The 19,484-nt window shown below is 67.7% G+C and carries 20 protein-coding genes and 1 riboswitch; of the genes, 16 read left to right on the top strand and 4 right to left on the bottom strand.

All coding sequences use genetic code 11. The annotated features are described in order from the left end of the window. Window positions 1-32 precede the first annotated feature (32 nt). The 3 genes from BX604_RS05950 (at window position 33) to thpR (ending at window position 3,818) form a co-directional block, all read left to right on the top strand. Window positions 33-1,499, top strand: a complete 1,467-nt coding sequence (locus BX604_RS05950; protein WP_098549988.1) for a glutamate synthase subunit beta — start codon at window positions 33-35, stop codon at window positions 1,497-1,499. Window positions 1,500-1,764: 265 nt separating this feature from the next. Beyond that, on the top strand, window positions 1,765-3,255 hold the full coding sequence (locus BX604_RS05945; protein WP_098549987.1) for an alanine/glycine:cation symporter family protein: 1,491 nt from the start codon (window positions 1,765-1,767) through the stop codon (window positions 3,253-3,255). Next, window positions 3,252-3,818: an RNA 2',3'-cyclic phosphodiesterase gene (thpR, locus tag BX604_RS05940; protein WP_098549986.1), complete on the top strand. Its 567-nt coding sequence runs from the start codon at window positions 3,252-3,254 to the stop codon at window positions 3,816-3,818. Before BX604_RS05945 ends, thpR begins: the two co-directional genes overlap by 4 nt. On the opposite strand, the gene BX604_RS05935 is transcribed toward thpR, so the two are convergent. The 4 genes from BX604_RS05935 to BX604_RS05920 form a co-directional block, all read right to left on the bottom strand. Further along, on the bottom strand, window positions 3,815-5,098 hold the full coding sequence (locus tag BX604_RS05935; protein WP_098549985.1) for a D-amino acid dehydrogenase: 1,284 nt from the start codon (window positions 5,096-5,098) through the stop codon (window positions 3,815-3,817). The genes thpR and BX604_RS05935 overlap by 4 nt on opposite strands. A 22-nt stretch (window positions 5,099-5,120) precedes the next feature. Beyond that, on the bottom strand, window positions 5,121-6,383 hold the full coding sequence (locus BX604_RS05930) for an MFS transporter (RefSeq protein WP_098549984.1): 1,263 nt from the start codon (window positions 6,381-6,383) through the stop codon (window positions 5,121-5,123). A gap of 187 nt (window positions 6,384-6,570) precedes the next feature. Then, a complete protein-coding gene (locus BX604_RS05925) occupies window positions 6,571-7,347 on the bottom strand; it encodes an SDR family NAD(P)-dependent oxidoreductase (RefSeq protein ID WP_098549983.1) in 777 nt (258 codons plus the stop codon). Next, complete coding sequence (locus BX604_RS05920; protein ID WP_098549982.1) at window positions 7,344-9,113, bottom strand: ABC transporter ATP-binding protein/permease; 1,770 nt, start codon at window positions 9,111-9,113, stop codon at window positions 7,344-7,346. Before BX604_RS05920 ends, BX604_RS05925 begins: the two co-directional genes overlap by 4 nt. Window positions 9,114-9,381: 268 nt before the next feature. Next, a riboswitch (TPP riboswitch) is annotated at window positions 9,382-9,505 on the top strand. Between the two features lie 225 nt (window positions 9,506-9,730). On the opposite strand from BX604_RS05920, the gene BX604_RS05915 reads away from it, so the two are divergent. From BX604_RS05915 to BX604_RS05855, 13 genes are all read left to right on the top strand, one after another. After that, window positions 9,731-10,882, top strand: coding sequence for an FAD-dependent oxidoreductase (locus tag BX604_RS05915; protein WP_098549981.1), 1,152 nt, complete (start codon window positions 9,731-9,733; stop codon window positions 10,880-10,882). Window positions 10,883-10,915: 33 nt separating this feature from the next. Next, complete coding sequence (gene thiS / locus BX604_RS05910) at window positions 10,916-11,113, top strand: sulfur carrier protein ThiS (RefSeq protein ID WP_098549980.1); 198 nt, start codon at window positions 10,916-10,918, stop codon at window positions 11,111-11,113. A gap of 38 nt (window positions 11,114-11,151) precedes the next feature. Beyond that, window positions 11,152-11,967 (top strand): thiazole synthase, encoded by an 816-nt coding sequence (locus tag BX604_RS05905; RefSeq protein WP_098549979.1) that lies wholly within the window; start codon window positions 11,152-11,154, stop codon window positions 11,965-11,967. Then, window positions 11,964-13,088 carry a thiamine phosphate synthase gene (gene thiE / locus BX604_RS05900; RefSeq protein ID WP_098549978.1) on the top strand — a complete coding sequence of 375 codons (1,125 nt, stop codon included), beginning with the start codon at window positions 11,964-11,966 and terminating at the stop codon, window positions 13,086-13,088. Before BX604_RS05905 ends, thiE begins: the two co-directional genes overlap by 4 nt. Window positions 13,089-13,172: 84 nt before the next feature. Continuing rightward, a complete protein-coding gene (locus BX604_RS05895) occupies window positions 13,173-13,994 on the top strand; it encodes an ABC transporter ATP-binding protein (RefSeq protein WP_098549977.1) in 822 nt (273 codons plus the stop codon). Further along, window positions 13,991-14,758 (top strand): lipid asymmetry maintenance ABC transporter permease subunit MlaE, encoded by a 768-nt coding sequence (mlaE, locus tag BX604_RS05890; RefSeq protein WP_098549976.1) that lies wholly within the window; start codon window positions 13,991-13,993, stop codon window positions 14,756-14,758. The genes BX604_RS05895 and mlaE overlap by 4 nt, the downstream gene beginning before the upstream one ends. A 24-nt stretch (window positions 14,759-14,782) precedes the next feature. Further along, complete coding sequence (gene mlaD, locus BX604_RS05885) at window positions 14,783-15,337, top strand: outer membrane lipid asymmetry maintenance protein MlaD (RefSeq protein ID WP_098549975.1); 555 nt, start codon at window positions 14,783-14,785, stop codon at window positions 15,335-15,337. A 32-nt stretch (window positions 15,338-15,369) separates the two neighbouring features. Next, window positions 15,370-16,308: an MlaA family lipoprotein gene (locus tag BX604_RS05880; RefSeq protein ID WP_098552722.1), complete on the top strand. Its 939-nt coding sequence runs from the start codon at window positions 15,370-15,372 to the stop codon at window positions 16,306-16,308. Between the two features lie 110 nt (window positions 16,309-16,418). Beyond that, window positions 16,419-17,048, top strand: a complete 630-nt coding sequence (locus BX604_RS05875; protein ID WP_098552721.1) for an MlaC/ttg2D family ABC transporter substrate-binding protein — start codon at window positions 16,419-16,421, stop codon at window positions 17,046-17,048. Further along, the gene (locus BX604_RS05870) at window positions 17,045-17,320 is read left to right on the top strand and encodes an STAS domain-containing protein (RefSeq protein WP_098549974.1); all 276 of its coding nucleotides are present in this window, start codon (window positions 17,045-17,047) and stop codon (window positions 17,318-17,320) included. The genes BX604_RS05875 and BX604_RS05870 overlap by 4 nt, the downstream gene beginning before the upstream one ends. 193 nt (window positions 17,321-17,513) lie before the next feature. After that, the gene (locus tag BX604_RS05865; protein ID WP_098549973.1) at window positions 17,514-18,440 is read left to right on the top strand and encodes an ABC transporter ATP-binding protein; all 927 of its coding nucleotides are present in this window, start codon (window positions 17,514-17,516) and stop codon (window positions 18,438-18,440) included. After that, on the top strand, window positions 18,437-19,192 hold the full coding sequence (locus BX604_RS05860; RefSeq protein ID WP_098549972.1) for an ABC transporter permease: 756 nt from the start codon (window positions 18,437-18,439) through the stop codon (window positions 19,190-19,192). The genes BX604_RS05865 and BX604_RS05860 overlap by 4 nt, the downstream gene beginning before the upstream one ends. 50 nt (window positions 19,193-19,242) lie before the next feature. Further along, the gene (locus BX604_RS05855; protein WP_006477131.1) at window positions 19,243-19,482 is read left to right on the top strand and encodes a BolA family protein; all 240 of its coding nucleotides are present in this window, start codon (window positions 19,243-19,245) and stop codon (window positions 19,480-19,482) included. The last annotated feature ends 2 nt before the right edge of the window (window positions 19,483-19,484 follow it).

Raw genomic sequence — 19,484 nt, 5'->3', positions numbered from 1 at the left:
CCCACCCGATACACCGAACAGAAGAGCACCTTATGGGCAAGGCAACCGGTTTTCTGGAGTTCGAACGCCGCCACGAGGCGTACGAAGCACCGCTCACGCGCGTGAAGCATTACAAGGAATTCGTCGCGGCACTGGCCGACGCGGAGGCGAAGGTCCAGGGCGCACGCTGCATGGATTGCGGCATCCCGTTCTGCAACAACGGCTGCCCGGTCAACAACGTCATTCCGGACTTCAACGATCTCGTCTATCGCCAGGACTGGCAGCAGGCGATCGAAGTCCTGCATTCGACCAACAACTTCCCTGAGTTCACGGGCCGCATCTGCCCGGCGCCGTGCGAGGCAGCGTGCACGCTCGGGATCAACGACGATCCGGTCGGCATCAAGTCGATCGAGCACGCGATCATCGACAAGGCGTGGGCGGAAGGCTGGGTGAAGCCGCTGCCGGCCGCGCACAAGACCGGCAAGAAGGTCGCCGTCGTCGGTTCGGGCCCTGCCGGGCTCGCCGTCGCGCAGCAACTCGCGCGCGCCGGTCACGACGTGACGGTGTTCGAGAAGAGCGATCGCGTCGGCGGCCTGCTGCGCTACGGGATCCCCGACTTCAAGCTCGAGAAGTGGCTGATCGATCGCCGCATGCGCCAGATGGAAGCGGAAGGCGTGACGTTCCGCACCAGCGTGTTCATCGGCAAGGATCCGCTGCCCGAGTCGATCGGCAACCTCGCGAAGGAAACCATTTCGCCGGAGAAGCTGAAGGAAGAGTTCGACGCGGTCGTGATCGCGGGCGGCTCGGAAACGCCGCGCGATCTGCCGGTGCCGGGCCGCGAGCTCGCCGGCGTGCATTTCGCGATGGACTTCCTGCCGCAGCAGAACCGCGTGAACGCGGGCGACAAGCTGGTCGACCAGCTCGTTGCGAAGGGCAAGCACGTGATCGTGATCGGCGGCGGCGATACGGGTTCGGACTGCGTCGGCACGTCCAACCGTCACGGCGCGAAGCACGTCACGCAGTTCGAGCTGCTGCCGCAGCCGCCGGAAGAGGAAAACAAGGCGCTCGTGTGGCCGTACTGGCCGATCAAGCTGCGCACGTCGTCGTCGCACGAAGAAGGCTGCGAGCGCGACTGGGCGGTCGCGACGAAGCGTCTCGAAGGCAAGAACGGCAAGGTCGAGAAGCTGATCGCCGTGCGCGTCGAGTGGAAGGACGGCAAGATGCAGGAAGTGCCGGGCTCCGAGTTCGAGATGAAGGCCGACCTCGTGCTGCTCGCGATGGGTTTCACGCAACCGGCCGCCACCGTGCTCGAGGCATTCGGCGTCGCGAAGGACGCGCGCGGCAATGCGCGTGCGGCGACCGAAGGCGATCGCTCGTACTACACGTCGGTGGACAAGGTGTTCGCCGCAGGCGACATGCGTCGTGGCCAGTCGCTCGTCGTCTGGGCGATCCGCGAAGGCCGCCAGTGCGCGCGTTCGGTTGATGCATACCTGATGGGGCATTCGGAACTGCCGCGCTAAGCTGCATCGCGCGAGCGGGTTTCGACGAAAGCCGGGCGTCCGAAAGGGCGCCCGGTTTTTTTATGCCCGGCGCGCCCGCCTGCTGCTGCAGACCCTCGTCATTTCCGCCGAGTGTCGCCTAACCTGATCACATCAGGCGTTGATTTTCCGTGATTTCATTTTCTTTCGTTTTGTAAGAATCCTTGAAAATTGTCATATCATGTCGCCCCTCCGGCCGCGTTCGCGCGGCGGCTGCATATGACTGACCCCACTACAAGGACTCTGGATGGAAGCATTCGTGCATGGGCTGATCGACGCCGTCAACGGCGTGCTGTGGAACTACGTGCTGATCGCGCTGCTGCTCGGCGCCGGCGCGTGGTTCACGTTGCGGTTCCGGATGATCCAGCTGAAGGCGCTGTTCCTCAGCATGAAACTGGTCGGCAGCAAGGGCGAGCCGGGCAGCATCTCGTCGTTCCAGGCGTTCGCGACCGGCCTCGCGAGCCGCGTCGGCACCGGCAATATCGCCGGCGTCGCGGTCGCGCTGACGGTCGGCGGCCCGGGCGCGATCTTCTGGATGTGGATGACGGCGCTCGTCGGGATGTCGTCCGCGTTCGTCGAGGCGACGCTCGCGCAGATCTTCAAGGTGTCGCACCCGGACGGCAGCTATCGCGGTGGCCCCGCGTACTATATCCAGACGGGCCTGCGTTCGCGCGCGTTCGGCGTGCTGTTCTCGCTGTCGCTGATCCTCGCGTTCGGTTTCGTGTTCAACGCGGTGCAGGCCAATGCGATCGCCGACGCGTTCCACACGTCGTTCGGCTGGCGCCGCGAGACGGTCGGCCTCGGGCTCGTGCTGCTCACCGCGCCGCTCATTTTCGGCGGGATTCGCCGCATCGCGTCGGTCGCGCAGGTGATCGTGCCGGTGATGGCGATCGGCTACTTCGCGCTGGCAGTCTACGCGGTCGCGACGCACGTCACGCTGGTGCCGGGCGTGATCGCGCTGATCGTGAAGAGCGCGTTCGGGCTCGAGCAGGCGGCGGGCGGCCTGACCGGTTTTGCGGTCAGCCAGGCGGTCGCGATGGGCGTGAAGCGCGGGCTGTTTTCGAACGAGGCCGGCATGGGCAGTGCGCCGAACGCGGCCGCCACCGCGAGCGTGCGGCATCCGGTCGTGCAGGGGCTGATCCAGATGCTCGGCGTGTTCGTCGACACGATCGTGATCTGCAGCGCAACCGCGTTCGTGATCCTGCTGTCGGGCCAGTATGAGCTCGGCACCGGCATGGAGGGCGCGGCGCTCACGCAGCGCGCGATCTCGAGCCACGTCGGCGACTGGGGCGGCATCTACATGGCCGTCGCGATCTTCTTCTTCGCGTATTCGTCGGTGATCGGCAACTACGCGTATGCGGAAGGCAACGTCGAGTTCATCACGAAGCGGCGCGGCGTGCTGCCGCTGTTCCGTATCGCGGTGCTCGGCATGGTGATGTTCGGCAGCGTCGGGCAACTGCCGCTCGTGTGGGCGATGGCCGATACGAGCATGGGGCTGATGGCGATCATCAACCTGGTCGCGATCCTTGCGCTCGGCAAGTATGCGCATGCGGCGTGGCGCGACTATCGTCGTCAGCGCGCGCAAGGCATTGCCGATCCGGTCTTCACACGCAACACGATTCCCGAGCTCGCACGCGTGCTGCCTGCCGACGTGTGGGGCGAGCACGGTCCGCTGCCGCGGCGGCCGGCGCCTGCCGATGCCATGCGCGCCACGTCCGTGGCGGTGCGCGAATCATGAACGGCGACCGGCTCCGTGCGTTCGTCGCACTGGTGCCCGACCCGGCATCGCGCGACGCGCTGCACGCGTTGCCGGTCACCCGCGGTGCGCGGCGCACGCTGCCTGCCCAGTTGCACGTGACGCTCGCGTTCATCGGCGCGATCGAACGCGCACGTTGCGATGCGCTCGCCGAGCGGCTGCCGGCGCTGGTGGCAGCGCGTGCGCTGCCGTTGCAGCCGGTCGAGCGGATCGCGTGGTGGCCGAGCCTGCCGCGCGCGAGGCTGATCGTTGCGGAGCTCGCGGACGATCCCGCCTGTGCGGCACTGAATGCCGATGTGTGCGCGCTGCTGCGTGAACTGGGCGTGCCGGCCGACCACCGGCCGTTCCGGCCGCACGTGACGCTCGCGCGCTTGCCGCGCGATGCGGACGGGCAGCCCGCGCACGGCGGCGCGACCGGCCGGCCAGTCGCGCTGCGTTTCGTCGCGCTGACGCTGTTCGAAAGCAGGTTGTCGCACGAAGGGGTGTCGCATCTGCCGATCGTATCGGTGCCGGTCGTGCCGGCGCCGGGCGACGTCGAAGCCTAGCGGCCGTAGCGCGCGAGCGTCAGGCCCGACAGGTCGATCTCCGGCGTGTGCCCCGTGACGAGATCGGCCAATACCTTTCCCGAACCCATCGACATCGCCCATCCCGTCGAGCCGTGCCCGACGTTCAGCCACAAGCCGTCGATCCCGCTCGCGCCGAGGAGCGGCGGCCCGTCGGGCGTCATCGGCCGGCGACCGACCCAGAAGCGCACCGATGCACGATCGGCCGCGTGCGGAAACCAGTCGTCGAGCACCTTCATCAGCGTATCGAGCGCCTGCTGGCGCAGCGCCGCCTGCCGGTTGCCGAGTTCGGCGGTGCCCGCCACGCGCAGCGTCGGGCCGAAGCGCGTGATCGCCGTCTTCAGCGATTCGTCCATCAGCGCCGCGCGGGGCGCCTTTTCGTCGTCGATGACGGCGAGCGTCGCCGAATAGCCCTTCACCGGATACAGCGGCACGTCGATTCCGTACGGCCGCAGCAGGCCGGCGCTGTCGACGCCGAGTGCGACGACGATCGCGTCGGCAGCGAGCGTCGTGTCCCGTGGTGTGCCGGCGCGCTCATCCGTTGCTGCAACCCGCACGCCGCGGACCTTGCCGCCCGCGACTTCGAGTGCGCGAATCTCGGTGCGAAAGCGGAACGTCACGCCGTTCGCTTCGCATAGCGCTCGCAATTCGCGCGTGAAGCGTGCGCAGTCGCCGGCTTCGTCGTCGGGCAGATAGATGCCGCCGACGGGCGCCTGCCGCGCCCAGCGCAGGCCCGGTTCGATCGCCGTGCAGCCGGCCGCGTCGAGTTCGCGAAACGCGATGCCGGCATCGCGCAGCACCTTCAGCGCGGGCTGCGCCATCTCGACGTCGAACGCGCCGCGCAGCAGCTGCAGATAGCCGCGGCTCGCGCCATAGTCGAACGGATGGCGCGCGCGAAACGCATGCAGGCACGCGCGGCTGTAGTACGCGACGCGCTGCATCCGCTGCTTGTTCACGCGGAACCGTTCGAACTCGCACTCGCGCAGCCAGCGCGCGATCCAGCGCCACTGCGCGGCATCGAGCGTCGGCCGGAAAATCAGCGGTGACGCGGGCTTGAACAGGTACTTGAGGATCTTGCCGGGCATCCCGGGCGCGGCCCACGGCGTCACGTAGCCGGGCGCGATCACGCCGGCGTTGCCGAGGCTCGTCGCCTGTGCGACATCGGCCTCGCGTTCGATCACGGTGACGTCGCAGCCTGCTTCGCGCAGATGCCATGCGGTGGCGACGCCGATCACGCCGGCGCCGAGAACGATCACGTGCATGCGGTTTCCGGTGCGAGTGCGTTTACGACGTGACGGCCGGATCGTCGACGAGCGACTTGCCGCGCGTTTCCGGCAGCACGAGCGCGGCGACGATCACGAGCAGGTAGCCGGCGCCCGCGACGAGACCGATCGCCTTCACGAGCGACATCGTCTGCGACAGCGAGCCGACGAGGATCGGGAAGAACGACCCGAGGCCGCGGCCGAGGTTGTAGCAGAAGCCCTGGCCCGAGCCACGGATCGCGCCCGGGTACAGCTCGGACAGGTAAGCGCCGACGCCCGCGAAGATGCCTTGCACGACGATGCCGAGCGGGAAGCCGAGGATCAGCATCGCGGTGTCGGTGATCGGCAGCATCGTATACGCCATGCCGAGCGCGAACGAGCCGACCGCGAACAGGATGAACGACGCGCGGCGGCCGAGCCGGTCGGACAGGATCGCACCGACCACGTAGCCGACGAACGAACCGACGATCAGCACGACGAGATAGCCGCTCGTGTTGAACACGGACAGATGGCGGACGGTTTTCAGGTAGGTGGGCAGCCACGTCGTGATCGCGTAGTAGCCGCCGAGCATGCCGGTGCACAGCACGCTGCCGAACAGCGTCGCGCGCAGGTGGGGCGGCGAGAAAATTTCGAGGAAGTGGCCCGTTATGCGGCCTTCGTCGCGGGCGCGGCGGGTGGCCGTATAGATGTCGGGATCGCTGACGTTGCGGCGGATATAGAGGATCCACAGCGCGGGCACGATGCCGATCCAGAAGCACGCGCGCCACGCGACCTGCTCGGGCAGCAGCGCGAAGAACGCCCAGTAGAGGATCGCGGCCGCGGCCCAGCCGAACGACCAACTGCTCTGCACGGTGCCGACCGCCTTCGCGCGGTGCTCGGGCGAGCGGATCGTCTCGGCCATCATGATCGTCACGACCGACCATTCGCCGCCGAAGCCGAAGCCCTGCAGCGTGCGCGTCGCGAGGAGCTGCCAGAACGAATGCGTGAAGCCGGACAGGCACGTGAACAGCGCGAACGTCGCGATCGTCCACTGCAGCACGCGCACGCGGCCGTAGCGATCGGCGAGGATGCCGGCGACCCAGCCGCCGATCGCCGACGAGATCAGTGAACTCGTCGCGATCATCCCGGCCTCGCTCTTCGTCATTCCCCACGAGGCGATCAGCGTGGGGATCAGGAACGAGTAGATCATGAAGTCGAACGCATCGACCGCATAGCCGCCGAAGCCCGCGTACAGCGTCCTGCGCTCGCGTGTCGACAGTTCGTGAAACCACTGGATTGCCTGCATCTCGTCGTCTCCGTGTCGATTCGTCGCGTGCTGTCCGATGTGCAGCAGTGTGGCGGCTATTTTACGGGCGCGATACAGGATGCCAAAAAGGTCGACGCAGGCTCGGGTGGAGGAGGGCGGTGAGCGACGACGGAAGTGCGTCGCGACGTGGAAGGTGGGGGCTCGACGGGAACGGCGTGTTGCCGCGTCAGAGCGTCAGGCCGCCGTCGACATGTACGACCTGGCCGGTGATCTGCCGCGCCGCGTCCGACAGCAGGAACGCGATCAGCGCGGCGACGTCGTCGGGTTCGGCGATCCGGCCGAGCGGCGTCGCCTGTTCGGCTTGCGCCCAGGCGGCGGCATTGCCCGCGCTCGGGCCGTGGTCCTTGCGCGTGAAGCCCGGTGCGACCGCGTTGACGGTGATGCCGTGCGCGGCGAATTCGGCCGCGGTGGTGCGCACGAGCGATTCGAGCGCGGCCTTCGCGGCGGCGGTCGCCGCGAACGGTGCATCGGCGCGGTAACGGTGTGCGACGAACGAGCTGACCGCGACGATGCGCGGCGCGGCCGACGCCTCGAGCAGCGGCCGCGCGCGGCCCGCGAGCGCGGAGAACGCGCCCGGCATCGCCGCGAAGGCGGACGCGAGCGCGTCCGGCGAGAGATCGGAAAACGCCTGCCGTGCGGCGAACCCGGCATTCGCGACCAGCTGGTCGAGCCCGCCGAAACGCGCGACGGTTGCATCGACGAGCGCCGCCGCGACGCCCGGCTCGGCGAGGTCGCCGGTGAGCGTCACGCATTCGGCGCCCGCCGCGGTGCAGCCGGCGGCGACGTCGGCAAGCCGCGCACGCGCTGCTTGGTCGGCGCCGCGCGCATGCAGCGCGAGCGCGATGCCCGGCGCCGCGAGCCGCCGCGCCAGTGCCGCGCCGATCCCCGACCCCGCGCCGGTGATCAGCGCGATCCGGGCGAGGTGCGCGGCGCGTGCGCTCACGCAGCGACCTTGTCGTCGTCGTTCACGCGTTCGACGTTGATCGTGCCGACGTGGAACGCAGCCAGCGATTCGCGGTGCGCGATGCTGACGATCGCGGCCTGCGGCAACTGTTCGGCGAACAGGTGATAGAGCCGCGCTTCGTTGTCGGCATCGAGCGCGCTCGTGGCTTCGTCGAGGAACAGGAAGTCCGGCTTGTGCAGCAGCACGCGCGCACCGGCCAGACGCTGCTGTTCACCCGGCGACAGCACGCGCGTCCAGTGCCCGCTTTCGTCGAGGCGCTCGGCGTAGTCTTCGAGGCGGCACGCGCGCAGTGCGTCGCGGCATGCATCGTCGGTGAACGCGTCGGGTGCGGACGGATACGTGAGCGCGGCCTTCAGCGTGCCGATCGGCAAGTAGCTGGTTTGCGGCACGAACATCATCCGCGCGCCGACCGGCGCGTCGATCGCGCCGTCGCCGAACGGCCACAGGCCCGCGAGCGCGCGCATGAAGGTGCTCTTGCCGGAACCCGACTTGCCGATCACGAGCCAGCGCGAGCCGGGCTCGATCGTCACGTTGCCGATGTTCGCGAGCGCGTTGCCGTTCGGCAGCGCGAGCTTCAGCGACGACGTCGACAGCTTCGCGGCATCGACGTAGTGCAGGTTGATGCCGCCGTGCTCGGTCGCGGGCGACAGGCTTTCCTTCAGGTGCGACGTGCCCATCACGCGCTTGAATTCCCGCAGACGGTTGACGGTTGCACGCCATTCGACGAGGGTCGAGTAACTGTTGATGAACCACGAGAACGAATCGCTGACGGTGCCGAACGCGGACGAGATCTGCATCAGCACGCCGAACGAGAACGCGCCCGCGAAATAGCGCGGCGCGGCGACGACGAGCGGGAAGATGATCGCGATCTGCCCGTAGAAGCTCAACACGAACGTGAGGCGCTTCGTGTACTTCATCACGCGCCACCAGTTGTCGCGGATGCGCATGAAGAGGCTCTGCGCGTTGCCGGTCTCGGTTTTCTCGCCGTCGTAGAACGCGATCTGCTCGGCGTTCTCGCGCACGCGGATCAGCCCGAAGCGGAAGTCTGCCTCGACGCGCTGCTGCTGGTAGTTGATCGACACGAGCGGATGGCCGACCTTCTGGATGATCAGCGAACCGATCACCGCGTACAGCGCGGCCGCCCACACCATGTAGCCGGGAATCGTGATCGGCGTCGCGCCGAGCGACAGCGTCAGCGCACCCGCGAGCGACCACAGGATCGTGATGAACGACACCAGCGTGACGACCGTCGACAGCAGGTCGAGCGACAGTGCGAGCGTTGTCGTCGCGAACGACTGGAGGTCGTCGGTGATCCGCTGGTCGGGGTTGTCGGCGAGCCGGTCGCGTTCGATCCGGTAGAACGCGCGATCGCCGAGCCACTGGCCGAGGAAGCGGTCGGTGAGCCACTGGCGCCAGCGGAAGCCGAGCATCTGCCGCAGGTAGCGGCCGTACACCGCAAGGATGATGAAGCCGAACGCGAGTGCCGAGAACTGCATCAGCAGGTTCGGGAAGTCGTGGACGTTCTTCGACTGCAGCGCGTTGTAGAACTGCGCGTTCCACTTGTTCAGCTTGACGTTGATCCAGACCACGCAGAGGTTGATCGCGATGATCGTGATCAGCAGGCCCCACGCGATTTTCCATTCGGATGACACCCAGTAGGGCTTGATAAGGCTCCACGCGGATATCGGGCGCTCGTCCTGCGGCGCGTCGGAGGCGGAGCGGACGGGATCGTTCGATTGGGTCATGTGCTTCCTGATGAGTAGCCGGCGCGCGGGCCGGGCGAAGCCGGGCGCGCGCCGCGATACGGCATGCCGGACAAGATGCCGACGGACGGCGGGCGCTCGGATGGTCGCCCGCGCGTCTTAAACGGCACTTAAGGCCGGCGGTGACGCGGCAACCGGCCGCTCGCGCGGCCGGCCTGCAGGCATTGTGCCAGAGCGGCCCGGCACGACGGCGAATTTGCCGCAAGGGGGACAGTTTGCGGCGCTTTCCGCTTTTATGGTCTAATGGCCGACGACGAAACAGGGGTGCTTCGAGCGCGGCCGACGGGTAGTTCCGGGCGATGCGGCGAGGCTGAGAAAGACCCTTCGCACCCGATCCGGGTAATACCGGCGAGGGAAGTTTCTGATCCCGCCGGGTCGCGCTGGCTGCCATCCCACATGGTCAGCGCCCGAGTCCCGCCCGGCCGGCCTTTGCTGCCGGTTTCGTCCTTTTGGGTACGCGCATCGCGCGTTACGGAAGGAATGATGACCGCTCAATCTTCAGTCTTTTTCGCTGTTCCTGTTTCACCGTCGTGTGCGTTGGCACGGGACGGTGCGCGCGCATTGGCGCTCGTCTCGCGCGCCCGCGCGGAGGGCGCACGATGAACACCTCTGCTTCGAACGTTCACGATCGCCGGCCGGATTTCGCCGTGCTCGGCGGCGGCCTGGTCGGTCGCCTGATCGCATGGCGGCTCGCGGGCGACGGGCATCGCGTCGCGCTGTACGAGCGCGGCGGCCCGGATGGCGAGCAGTCGGCCGCGTGGATCGCCGCCGCGATGCTCGCGCCGCTCGCCGAGGCGGCGAGCGCCGAATTGCTGATCACCGAGCTCGGCGCCGCGTCGCTCGCCCGCTGGCCGCAGTGGCTCGCGGAGCTGCCCGAACCCGTGTTCTTCCAGCATCACGGCACGCTCGTCGTCTGGCACCACGCGGATCGCGCGGAGGCGCCGCTGTTCGAGCGGCGCGTGCGTGCGAACGCGCCGGCCGAACTGTTCGACGGCGGCTTCGTCGCGCTGGCGGGCGCGCAGGTGGACGCGGCCGAACCCGCGCTGGCGGGCCGCTTCGCGCGCGGGCTGATGCTGCCGCGCGAAGGGCAGCTCGACAACCGGCAAGCGCTGCGCGCGCTGGCGGCGGGCCTCGCGCAGCGCGGCGTCGAGCTGCACTGGCACGTCGCGATCGACGACGCGAACCGGCCCGACGCGCATTTCACGATCGATTGTCGCGGGCTCGGCGCAAAGCCGGTGCTGCCCGCGCTGCGCGGCATCCGCGGCGAAGTCGCGCGCGTGCGTGCGCCCGGCATCGGGCTCACGCGGCCGGTGCGGCTGCTGCATCCGCGTTATCCGCTGTACATCGCGCCGAAGCAGGACGACCTGTACGTGATCGGCGCGACCGAAGTGGAGGGCGAGGACATGTCGCCCGTCAGCGTGCGCTCCGCGCTCGAACTGCTGAGCGCGGCATTCTCCGTGCACCCGGCGTTCGGCGAGGCACGCATCCTCGAACTGAATGCGCAGTGCCGCCCGACGCTGCCCGATCATCGCCCGGCGGTGATCTGGGACGGCGCGTCGACGCTCGCCGTCAACGGCCTGTACCGGCACGGCTTCATGATCGCGCCGGAAGTCGCGCAGGCGGCCGTCGGCTTCGCGCAAGCCGCGCTGGGCGGCGCGTTCAGCGATGCCGACGCGTTCGCCGCGTGGCGCGATGCGGCGCGCTGGCCGACGCTCCTTCATCACCGCGACGACGTGCGCCAGCCGGCCTGACGCGCATCGCTCACCGAATTCGACCCGAGTCCCATGGATATCCAGATCAACCAACAGACCCTGACGCTGCCCGACGATGCGACGGTGGCCGACGCGCTCGCCGCGTTCGGCGCACGTCCGCCGTACGCGGTCGCGCTGAACGGCAATTTCGTCGCGCGCACGCAGCATGCGGCGCGTGCGCTTGCGGCGGGCGACAAGCTCGACGTGGTGCATCCCGTCGCGGGCGGCTGAGCGCCGCCGGTCCGTCCCCGCTCTTCCAGGAAAACGACATGACGTCCCTCACTTCCGCCGACGCGTTGACGCTGTACGGCGAAACCTTCGCAAGCCGCGTGCTGCTCGGCACGTCGCGCTATCCGTCGCTGCAGTCGCTGTCCGATTCGATTGCCGCGTCGCGGCCCGGGATGGTGACGGTCGCGCTGCGCCGCCAGATGACGGGCGGCACGGCCGAGGCTGGCTTCTTCGATCTGCTCAAGCGCCACGCGGTGCCGCTGCTGCCGAACACGGCCGGCTGCCAGACCGTCGCCGAGGCGGTGACGACCGCGCACATGGCGCGCGAGGTGTTCGACACCGACTGGATCAAGCTCGAGCTGATCGGCGACGACTACACGCTGCAACCCGACCCGATCGGGCTGATCGAGGCGGCCGCGCAACTGGTCAAGGACGGTTTCAAGGTGCTGCCGTACTGCACCGAGGATCTCGTGATCGGCCGGCGCCTGCTCGACGTCGGCTGCGAGGCGCTGATGCCGTGGGGCGCGCCGATCGGCACCGGCAAGGGCGTCGTGAACCCGTACGGGCTGCGTGTGCTGCGCGAGCGGCTGCCTGACGTGCCGCTGATCGTCGACGCGGGGCTCGGCGTGCCGTCGCATGCGTGCCAGGTGATGGAGTGGGGCTTCGACGGCGTACTGCTGAACACGGCCGTGTCGCAGGCCACGCACCCGGAAATCATGGCGCGTGCGTTCGCGCAGGGCGTCGAGGCCGGCCGTGCCGCTTACCTGGCCGGCCCGATGGATGCGCGCGAGACCGCTCACGCGAGCACGCCGGTCGTCGGGATGCCGTTCTGGCACCAGGACGGAGGCGGCGCATGAGCACGCGATTCGCCGATGCCTTCTGGCCGCCGGCCGACGAGCTGGCCGAAGCGGCCGAACGGATTCGCGCGCGCCTCGGCGAGTGGCCGGGCGCCGCGGCGCCGTGGCGGCTTTGCGTGGCGACGCCCGACGTGCCGGCCGACGGCGACGTGCTGATCGTATCGGCCGGCGACCGTACCGCGCAGTCGCGCGCGTCGGCCGCGTCGCGCCCGGCGTCGCCGGACGCGGTCGCGATCGAATTCGACGAACACGGCGCGGCGCTGCATGCCGCGGGCGTGCGCTACGCGCTCGACGCCGCGCATCCGCTCGCGGACGACTGGATCGCGGCGCTCGCCGCATTCCTCGATTGCGGCTTCGCACCGATCGACGCGCTGGTGCTCGCGCTGGCGTGGCGCGACGGCGACGAGACGCGCGGCGCGGACGCGTGGCCGGTCGATGCCGTGTGGTTTCCGCGCGTCGCCGGCCTGGCCGCCGCGCCGGAGCCGGCGTTCCCGCCGTGCCCGCCGCAACTCGGTCTCTATCCGGTCGTACCGGATGCCGAATGGGTCGAGCGCGTGCTCGATTGCGGCGCACGGACCGTGCAACTGCGCGTGAAGGATGCGAACCCCGATGCGCTGCGCCGGGAGATTGCGCGTGCGGTCGCCGCGGGGCGCCGCTGCCCCGATGCGCGCGTGTTCATCAATGATCACTGGCAGATCGCGGTAGAAGAGGGGGCGTACGGCGTACATCTGGGCCAGGAAGACCTCGAAACGGCCGATCTCGCCGCGATCGCGCGCGCCGGCCTGCGCCTCGGGCTGTCGAGCCACGGTTATTACGAAATGTTGCGGGCCTTGCACGAGCGTCCGAGCTATCTCGCGCTCGGCCCGGTCTATGCCACCGCGACCAAGGCGGTCGCGGCACCGCCGCAGGGCCTGGCGCGGATCGCCCGCTACGCGCGCTTCGCGGGCGCGCGGGCGCCGCTCGTCGCGATCGGCGGCGTGGGGCTCGATGCGTTGCCGGACGTCCTCGCGACGGGCGTGGGCAGCGTGGCGGTGGTCAGTGCGGTGACGGGCGCTATCAATTATCGGGCGGCGATTGTTGCGTTGCAGCAATGTTTTGCCCGACAATTTGACAATCATTGACCGCAGGGCCCGGAACGGCGTCACGACATCATTCCAAGGCAGGCCCTATAATTCGGCGTTCTGCGTAAAAGGACTGTCAGCTCCGTGAGCCCCACTCCTACCGAGACACTGCTGGAACTTCGCGACGTCGACTTTGGCTACGGCGACCGCCTCGTCCTGTCGAACCTGAACATGCGCTTCGGGCGCGGCCAGGTCGTCGCTGTCATGGGCGGCTCGGGTTGCGGCAAGACGACCGTGCTGCGCCTGATCGGCGGCCTCGTGCGCGCGAGCCGCGGCCAGGTGCTGTTCGACGGCGCCGACGTTGGCGCACAGACGCGCGACGGTCTGTACGCGCTGCGCCGCAAGATGGGCATGTTGTTCCAGTTCGGTGCGTTGTTCACCGACATGTCGGTGTTCGAGAACGTTGCGTTTACGCTGCGCGAACACACCGATCTGCCCGAAGACCTGATTCGCGACCTCGTGCTGATGAAGCTCAACGCGGTCGGCCTGCGCGGCGCACGCGACCTGATGCCGTCCGAGGTATCGGGCGGGATGGCGCGCCGCATCGCGCTGGCGCGCGCGATCGCGCTCGACCCGCAGCTCATCATGTATGACGAGCCGTTCGCCGGTCTCGACCCGATCTCGCTCGGCATCACCGCGAACCTGATCCGCACGCTGAACCAGGCGCTCGGCGCGACGTCGATTCTCGTCACGCACGACGTGCCCGAATCGTTCGCGATCGCCGACTACGTGTATTTCCTGGCCAACGGCGGCGTGCTCGCGCAAGGGACGCCTGACGAGCTGCGCGCATCGACCGATCCGAGCGTGCGCCAGTTCATCGACGGCGCGCCGGACGGCCCGTACAAATTTCACTACACGAGCCCGCCGCTGGCAGCGGATTTCGGGCTCGGCGGAGGGCGCGCATGATCAGCGCGATCGGACGTTACGTCATCGGCAGCCTCGAGCGCGCGGGCTACGGCACGCGGCTGTTCCTGCGCCTCGTGCTGGAATTCTTTCCGCTGCTGCGCCGGCCGCGGCTCGTCACGAAACAGATTCACTTTCTCGGCAATTATTCGTTCGTGATCATCGCCGTGTCGGGGCTGTTCGTCGGCTTCGTGCTCGGCCTGCAGGGTTATTACACGCTGAATCGCTATGGCTCCGAGCAGGCACTCGGCCTGCTGGTTGCGCTGTCGCTCGTGCGCGAGCTCGGCCCGGTCGTGACCGCGCTGCTGTTCGCGGGCCGTGCCGGCACGTCGCTCACGGCCGAGATCGGCCTGATGAAGGCCGGCGAGCAGCTCACCGCGCTCGAGATGATGGCGGTGGACCCGATCAAGACGGTGATCGCGCCGCGCATGTGGGCGGGCATCATCACGATGCCGCTGCTGGCCGCGATCTTCAGCGCGGTCGGTGTGCTCGGCGGCTATATCGTCGGGGTCGTGCTGATCGGCGTCGATCCGGGCGCGTTCTGGTCGCAGATGCAGGGCGGGGTCCAGGTCTGGGCCGACGTCGGCAACGGTGTGATCAAGAGCATCGTGTTCGGATTCGCCGTGACCTTCGTTGCGCTGTATCAGGGGTATGAAGCGAAGCCCACGCCGGAAGGCGTGTCGCGCGCGACGACCAAGACGGTCGTGTTCGCGTCGCTCGCCGTACTCGGCCTCGATTTCCTGCTGACCGCGCTGATGTTCAGCTAAGCCTCAGCCAAGCCAAATTTTGGGATGACGATGAAAAAGACTGCTCTCGACTTCTGGGTCGGCCTGTTCGTGGTGGTGGGCTTCCTTGCGGTGCTGTTCCTGGCACTGAAGGTCGGCAACATGAGCTCGCTGTCGTTTCAGCCGACCTATTCGGTGAAGATGAAATTCGACAACATCGGCGGGCTGAAGCCGCGCGCGGCCGTGAAGAGCGCCGGCGTGGTGGTTGGCCGCGTGAAGACGATCGACTTCGACACCAATACCTATCAGGCGCTGGTGACGATCGATATCGACGGCCAGTACCCGTTCCCGAAGGATTCGTCGGCGAAGATCCTGACGTCCGGCCTGCTCGGCGAGCAGTACATCGGCCTTGAGCCGGGCGGTGACACCGAAATGTTGAAGGCGGGCGATACGATCACGATGACGCAGTCGGCGATCGTGCTCGAGAACCTGATCGGCCAGTTCCTGTACAGCAAGGCAGCCGACGCAGGCGGCGCGAAACCGGCGGCCGGCGCATCGGCCGCTCCGGCCGCGCCCGCACCGGTGGCGGCGTCCGCGGTGTCCGCTTCGGGCGCTCAATAACCACACGAGAGAAAGACAAGAGGGTAATGACCATGCAGACGATCCGCATCAGGCACGCCGCGCTTGCGGTTGCGGCAGTCGCCGCGTTGAGCGGCTGCGCGACCGTGCAGACGCCGACCAAGGGCGATCCGCTCGAAGGCTTCAACCGGACGATGTACAAGTTCAACGACACGGTCGACACGTACGCGCTGAAGCCGGTCGCGAAGGGCTACCAATACGCGGTGCCGCAGCCGGTGCGCGAGAGCGTGACGAACTTCTTCTCGAACATCGGCGACGTCTACATCGCGGCGAACAACATCGTGCAGTTGCGGATCGCGGACGGCGTCGGCGACATCATGCGCGTCGTGATCAATACGGTGTTCGGCGTCGGCGGCCTGTTCGACGTCGCGACGATCGCGAAGCTGCCGAAGCACACGGCCGACTTCGGGATCACGATGGGCCGCTACGGCGTGCCGTCGGGCCCGTATCTCGTGCTGCCGCTGCTCGGCCCGAGCACGCTGCGCGACACGGCGGGCCTTGGCGTCGACTACGTCGGCAACCCGCTGACCTACGTGAAGCCGGACGGCCTGAGCTGGGGCCTGTTCGGTGTGAACCTCGTCAACGCGCGCGCGAACCTGCTCGGTGCGGGCGATGTGCTGGATGCCGCGGCGCTCGACAAGTATTCGTTCGTGCGCAACGCATACCTGCAGCGCCGCCAGATGCTGATCGACAACGCGCGCGGCGAGGCCGCCACGACGTCGAGCAGCGATGCGCTGCCGAAGTACGACCTGCCGGACGACGGCGCGGCACCGGCGGGCGCAGCGGCAGTGAGCGGCGCGAGCGCGCCGGCCGGCGCGTCGGGCGCGGCGGTTGCGGCACCGGCTTCGGGCCCGGCCGCATCGCCGAACCCGGCCAGCGCGACGACCGTGCCGCCGATGCAGGTGGCGCCGCCGTCACCGGGCGGCCTGCATCTGCCGAACATCCGGTTCTGAGCGGATACATTCGTTACAGCCGGAAACGATTCAGTCGGTAGCGAGCGCGAACTTGCGCGTAACCTACCGGCTCCAACCTTGGCATCGACTCATTCATGCAGGTCACTATGATGAAAAAACTGTTCCTGATCCCCGTTTTCGCGGCGCTGTTCTCGTTCGGCAGCGCAGCTCACGCGCAAGTTGACCAGTCGAACCCGCAATCGCTGATCAAGACGGCGACGCAGCAGGTGCTCGACGAAGTCAAGCAGCAGACGATCAAGCAGGGCGATACGAACCGCATCATCACGATCGTCAACAAGGACATCCTGCCGTACACCGATTTCCGCCGCACCACGCAGCTCGCGATGGGCCGCAACTGGCGCACGGCGTCGGCCGAACAGCAGCAGCAGATCCAGGAGCAGTTCAAGCTGCTGCTGATCCGCACGTACTCGGGTGCGCTCGCGCAGCTGAAGCCGGACCAGCAGATCCAGTACCCGCCGTTCCGCGCCGATCCGGCCGATACCGACGTCGTGGTCAAGACGGTCGCGATGAACAACGGCCAGCCGGTGCAGATCGACTACCGCCTCTACAAGTCGGCCAACGGCTGGAAGGTCTATGACCTGAACGTGCTCGGCGCGTGGCTGATCCAGACGTACCAGCAGCAGTTCAACGAGAAGATCCAGCAAAGCGGCGTGGACGGCCTGATCAAGTTCCTGACGCAGCGCAACCAGGAACTTGCCGCCGGCAAGCAGGCGTCGTGAGCGGCTTCGCAGCCGGCTCTTCGCTGACCGTCGCGAGCGCGAAGTCCGCGCTCGCGGACGGTCTCGCGCGCATCGGCGCGGGTGCAACCGCCGTCGATTGCGCGGCGCTGACGCAGTTCGACTCGTCTGCGCTCGCCGTGCTGCTCGCATGGCAGCGTGCCGCCAAAGCGCGCGGCACGACCCTCGACATCCTCAATCTCCCTCCGAAGCTCGCCAGCCTCGCGCACGCCTACGGCGTCGACGCGCTCATCGACGGCACCGGGCGACATTGACCCTGTCCGACCGAAGCCTGCTGCGTCACCCGGCGCATGCAAGCTTCAGGCCGCGTGCCTCCGGCACCGGCTCCACCAGCCGGTTTGCCCTATAATCAAGCGTTTTGCGGGGCAGCCAATCGGCGTCTGGCCCCCATTTTCTTTCGCAGCAAGCACCAGAATAGGCGTCGCGGCCGTTGTGCCGCGCTCAGTCATGTCAGCCATAGAAATCCGTCACGTCAAGAAGCGCTACAAATCGCTTCAGGCGCTCAAGGGCGTCAGTCTGTCGGTCGAGGAAGGCGAGTTTTTCGGTCTGCTCGGCCCGAACGGCGCAGGCAAGACCACGCTCATCAGTATCCTCGCCGGGCTCGCCCGGGCCGATGAAGGCAGCATCTCGGTGCGCGGCCACGATGTCGTCAAGGACTTCCGCGGCGCGCGGCGCGCGCTCGGCGTCGTGCCGCAGGAACTCGTGTTCGACCCGTTCTTCACCGTCCGCGAGACGCTGCGGATCCAGTCCGGTTATTTCGGGCTGCGCCGCAACGACGACTGGATCGACGAAGTGATGGCGAATCTCGATCTCACCGAGAAGGCCGACGCGAACATGCGCGCGCTGTCGGGCGGGATGAAGCGCCGCGTGCTGGTCGCGCAGGCGCTCGTGCACCGGCCGCCCGTGATCGTGCTCGACGAGCCGACCGCCGGCGTCGACGTCGAACTGCGCCAGACGCTGTGGAAATTCATCTCGCGATTGAACCGCGAGGGTCACACGATCGTCCTGACCACCCATTACCTCGAGGAAGCCGAGGCGCTGTGCGACCGCATCGCGATGCTGCGCCGCGGCGAAGTCGTCGCGCTCGACCGCACCGACGCGCTGCTGCGTCGTTTCGCGGGGCTGCAGCTGTACCTGCGCCTGGCGACGGGCGCGCTGCCCGCCGAGCTGCGCGGGCTGGAGACCGATCCGGCCGCACGCGCGCCGGGCGAGCACCTGCTGCGTCTCGCGAGCTACGACGATGTCGAACGCATCCTCGCGCAGTGTCGCGCGGCGGGCTGCACGTTCGACGAGATCGAGGTCCGCAAGGCCGACCTCGAAGATGTGTTCGTCCAGGTGATGAACGGGGCCGAGGTGATCGAGGGATTGGCATGAGCGGTTTTCGTACGCTGTTCTACAAGGAACTTCTGCGTTTCTGGAAGGTATCGTTCCAGACGGTGTGTGCGCCGGTCGTGACGGCGCTGCTGTATCTGACGATCTTCGGTCACGCGCTGTCGGGTCGCGTCGAGGTGTATCCGGGCGTCGAGTACGTGAGCTTTCTCGTCCCCGGCCTCGTGATGATGAGCGTGCTGCAGAACGCGTTCGCGAACAGCTCGTCATCGCTGATCCAGTCGAAGATCACCGGCAACCTCGTGTTCGTGCTGCTGCCGCCGCTGTCCTACAAGGACATCTTCGGCGCGTACGTGCTCGCGTCCGTGGTGCGCGGGCTCGCGGTCGGCACGGGCGTGTTCGTCGTGACGATCTGGTTTATCCCGATGCATTTCGCGGCGCCGTTGTTCATCATCGCGTTCGCGCTGCTCGGCTCGGCGATTCTCGGCACGCTCGGGCTGATCGCCGGGATCTGGGCCGAGAAGTTCGACCAGCTCGCCGCGTTCCAGAACTTCCTGATCATGCCGCTGACGTTCCTGTCCGGCGTGTTCTATTCGACGCACTCGCTGCCGCCCGTGTGGCGCGAGATTTCGCGTCTCAACCCGTTTTTCTACATGATCGACGGTTTCCGTTACGGGTTCTTCGGCGCGTCCGACATCAACCCGCTCGCGAGCCTCGCCATCGTCACCGGTTTCTTCGTGCTGCTCGCGATATTCGCGATGCGGCTGCTCGCGACCGGCTACAAACTGCGTCATTGATATCGACGGCAGCGGCCGCCACCGGCGGCGCGCGCCAACAGGAGCCCTTCATGTTGCCGACTCCCGAACAGGTCAAGCAATACATCGCCGGCGGTCTCGCCTGCACTCATCTGGAAGTCGAAGGCGACGGCCAGCATTTCTTCGCGACGATCGTGTCGGCGGCCTTCGAAGGCAAGCGGCCGATCCAGCGGCACCAGCTCGTCTATGCGGCGCTCGGCGATCGCATGAAGCAGGAAATCCACGCGCTCAGCATGAAGACGCTGACGCCCGCCGAATGGCAGAACGCATAACC

This window comes from Burkholderia sp. JKS000303 (genome assembly GCF_002563755.1).
GTDB lineage: Bacteria > Pseudomonadota > Gammaproteobacteria > Burkholderiales > Burkholderiaceae > Burkholderia > Burkholderia anthina_B.
This window is presented reverse-complemented; position numbering and strand designations above follow the sequence as displayed.

Bases quoted from the DNA above. Each gene is read 5' to 3' on its own strand.
- BX604_RS05950 (WP_098549988.1), top strand. From the start codon at position 33: ATGGGCAAGGCAACCGGTTTTCTGGAGTTCGAACGCCGCCACGAGGCG.
- BX604_RS05945 (WP_098549987.1), top strand. From the start codon at position 1,765: ATGGAAGCATTCGTGCATGGGCTGATCGACGCCGTCAACGGCGTGCTG.
- thpR (WP_098549986.1), top strand. From the start codon at position 3,252: ATGAACGGCGACCGGCTCCGTGCGTTCGTCGCACTGGTGCCCGACCCG.
- BX604_RS05935 (WP_098549985.1), bottom strand. From the start codon at position 5,098: ATGCACGTGATCGTTCTCGGCGCCGGCGTGATCGGCGTCGCCACCGCA.
- BX604_RS05930 (WP_098549984.1), bottom strand. From the start codon at position 6,383: ATGCAGGCAATCCAGTGGTTTCACGAACTGTCGACACGCGAGCGCAGG.
- BX604_RS05920 (WP_098549982.1), bottom strand. From the start codon at position 9,113: ATGACCCAATCGAACGATCCCGTCCGCTCCGCCTCCGACGCGCCGCAG.
- BX604_RS05915 (WP_098549981.1), top strand. From the start codon at position 9,731: ATGAACACCTCTGCTTCGAACGTTCACGATCGCCGGCCGGATTTCGCC.
- thiS (WP_098549980.1), top strand. From the start codon at position 10,916: ATGGATATCCAGATCAACCAACAGACCCTGACGCTGCCCGACGATGCG.
- BX604_RS05905 (WP_098549979.1), top strand. From the start codon at position 11,152: ATGACGTCCCTCACTTCCGCCGACGCGTTGACGCTGTACGGCGAAACC.
- thiE (WP_098549978.1), top strand. From the start codon at position 11,964: ATGAGCACGCGATTCGCCGATGCCTTCTGGCCGCCGGCCGACGAGCTG.
- mlaE (WP_098549976.1), top strand. From the start codon at position 13,991: ATGATCAGCGCGATCGGACGTTACGTCATCGGCAGCCTCGAGCGCGCG.
- mlaD (WP_098549975.1), top strand. From the start codon at position 14,783: ATGACGATGAAAAAGACTGCTCTCGACTTCTGGGTCGGCCTGTTCGTG.
- BX604_RS05880 (WP_098552722.1), top strand. From the start codon at position 15,370: ATGCAGACGATCCGCATCAGGCACGCCGCGCTTGCGGTTGCGGCAGTC.
- BX604_RS05875 (WP_098552721.1), top strand. From the start codon at position 16,419: ATGAAAAAACTGTTCCTGATCCCCGTTTTCGCGGCGCTGTTCTCGTTC.
- BX604_RS05865 (WP_098549973.1), top strand. From the start codon at position 17,514: ATGTCAGCCATAGAAATCCGTCACGTCAAGAAGCGCTACAAATCGCTT.
- BX604_RS05860 (WP_098549972.1), top strand. From the start codon at position 18,437: ATGAGCGGTTTTCGTACGCTGTTCTACAAGGAACTTCTGCGTTTCTGG.
- BX604_RS05855 (WP_006477131.1), top strand. From the start codon at position 19,243: ATGTTGCCGACTCCCGAACAGGTCAAGCAATACATCGCCGGCGGTCTC.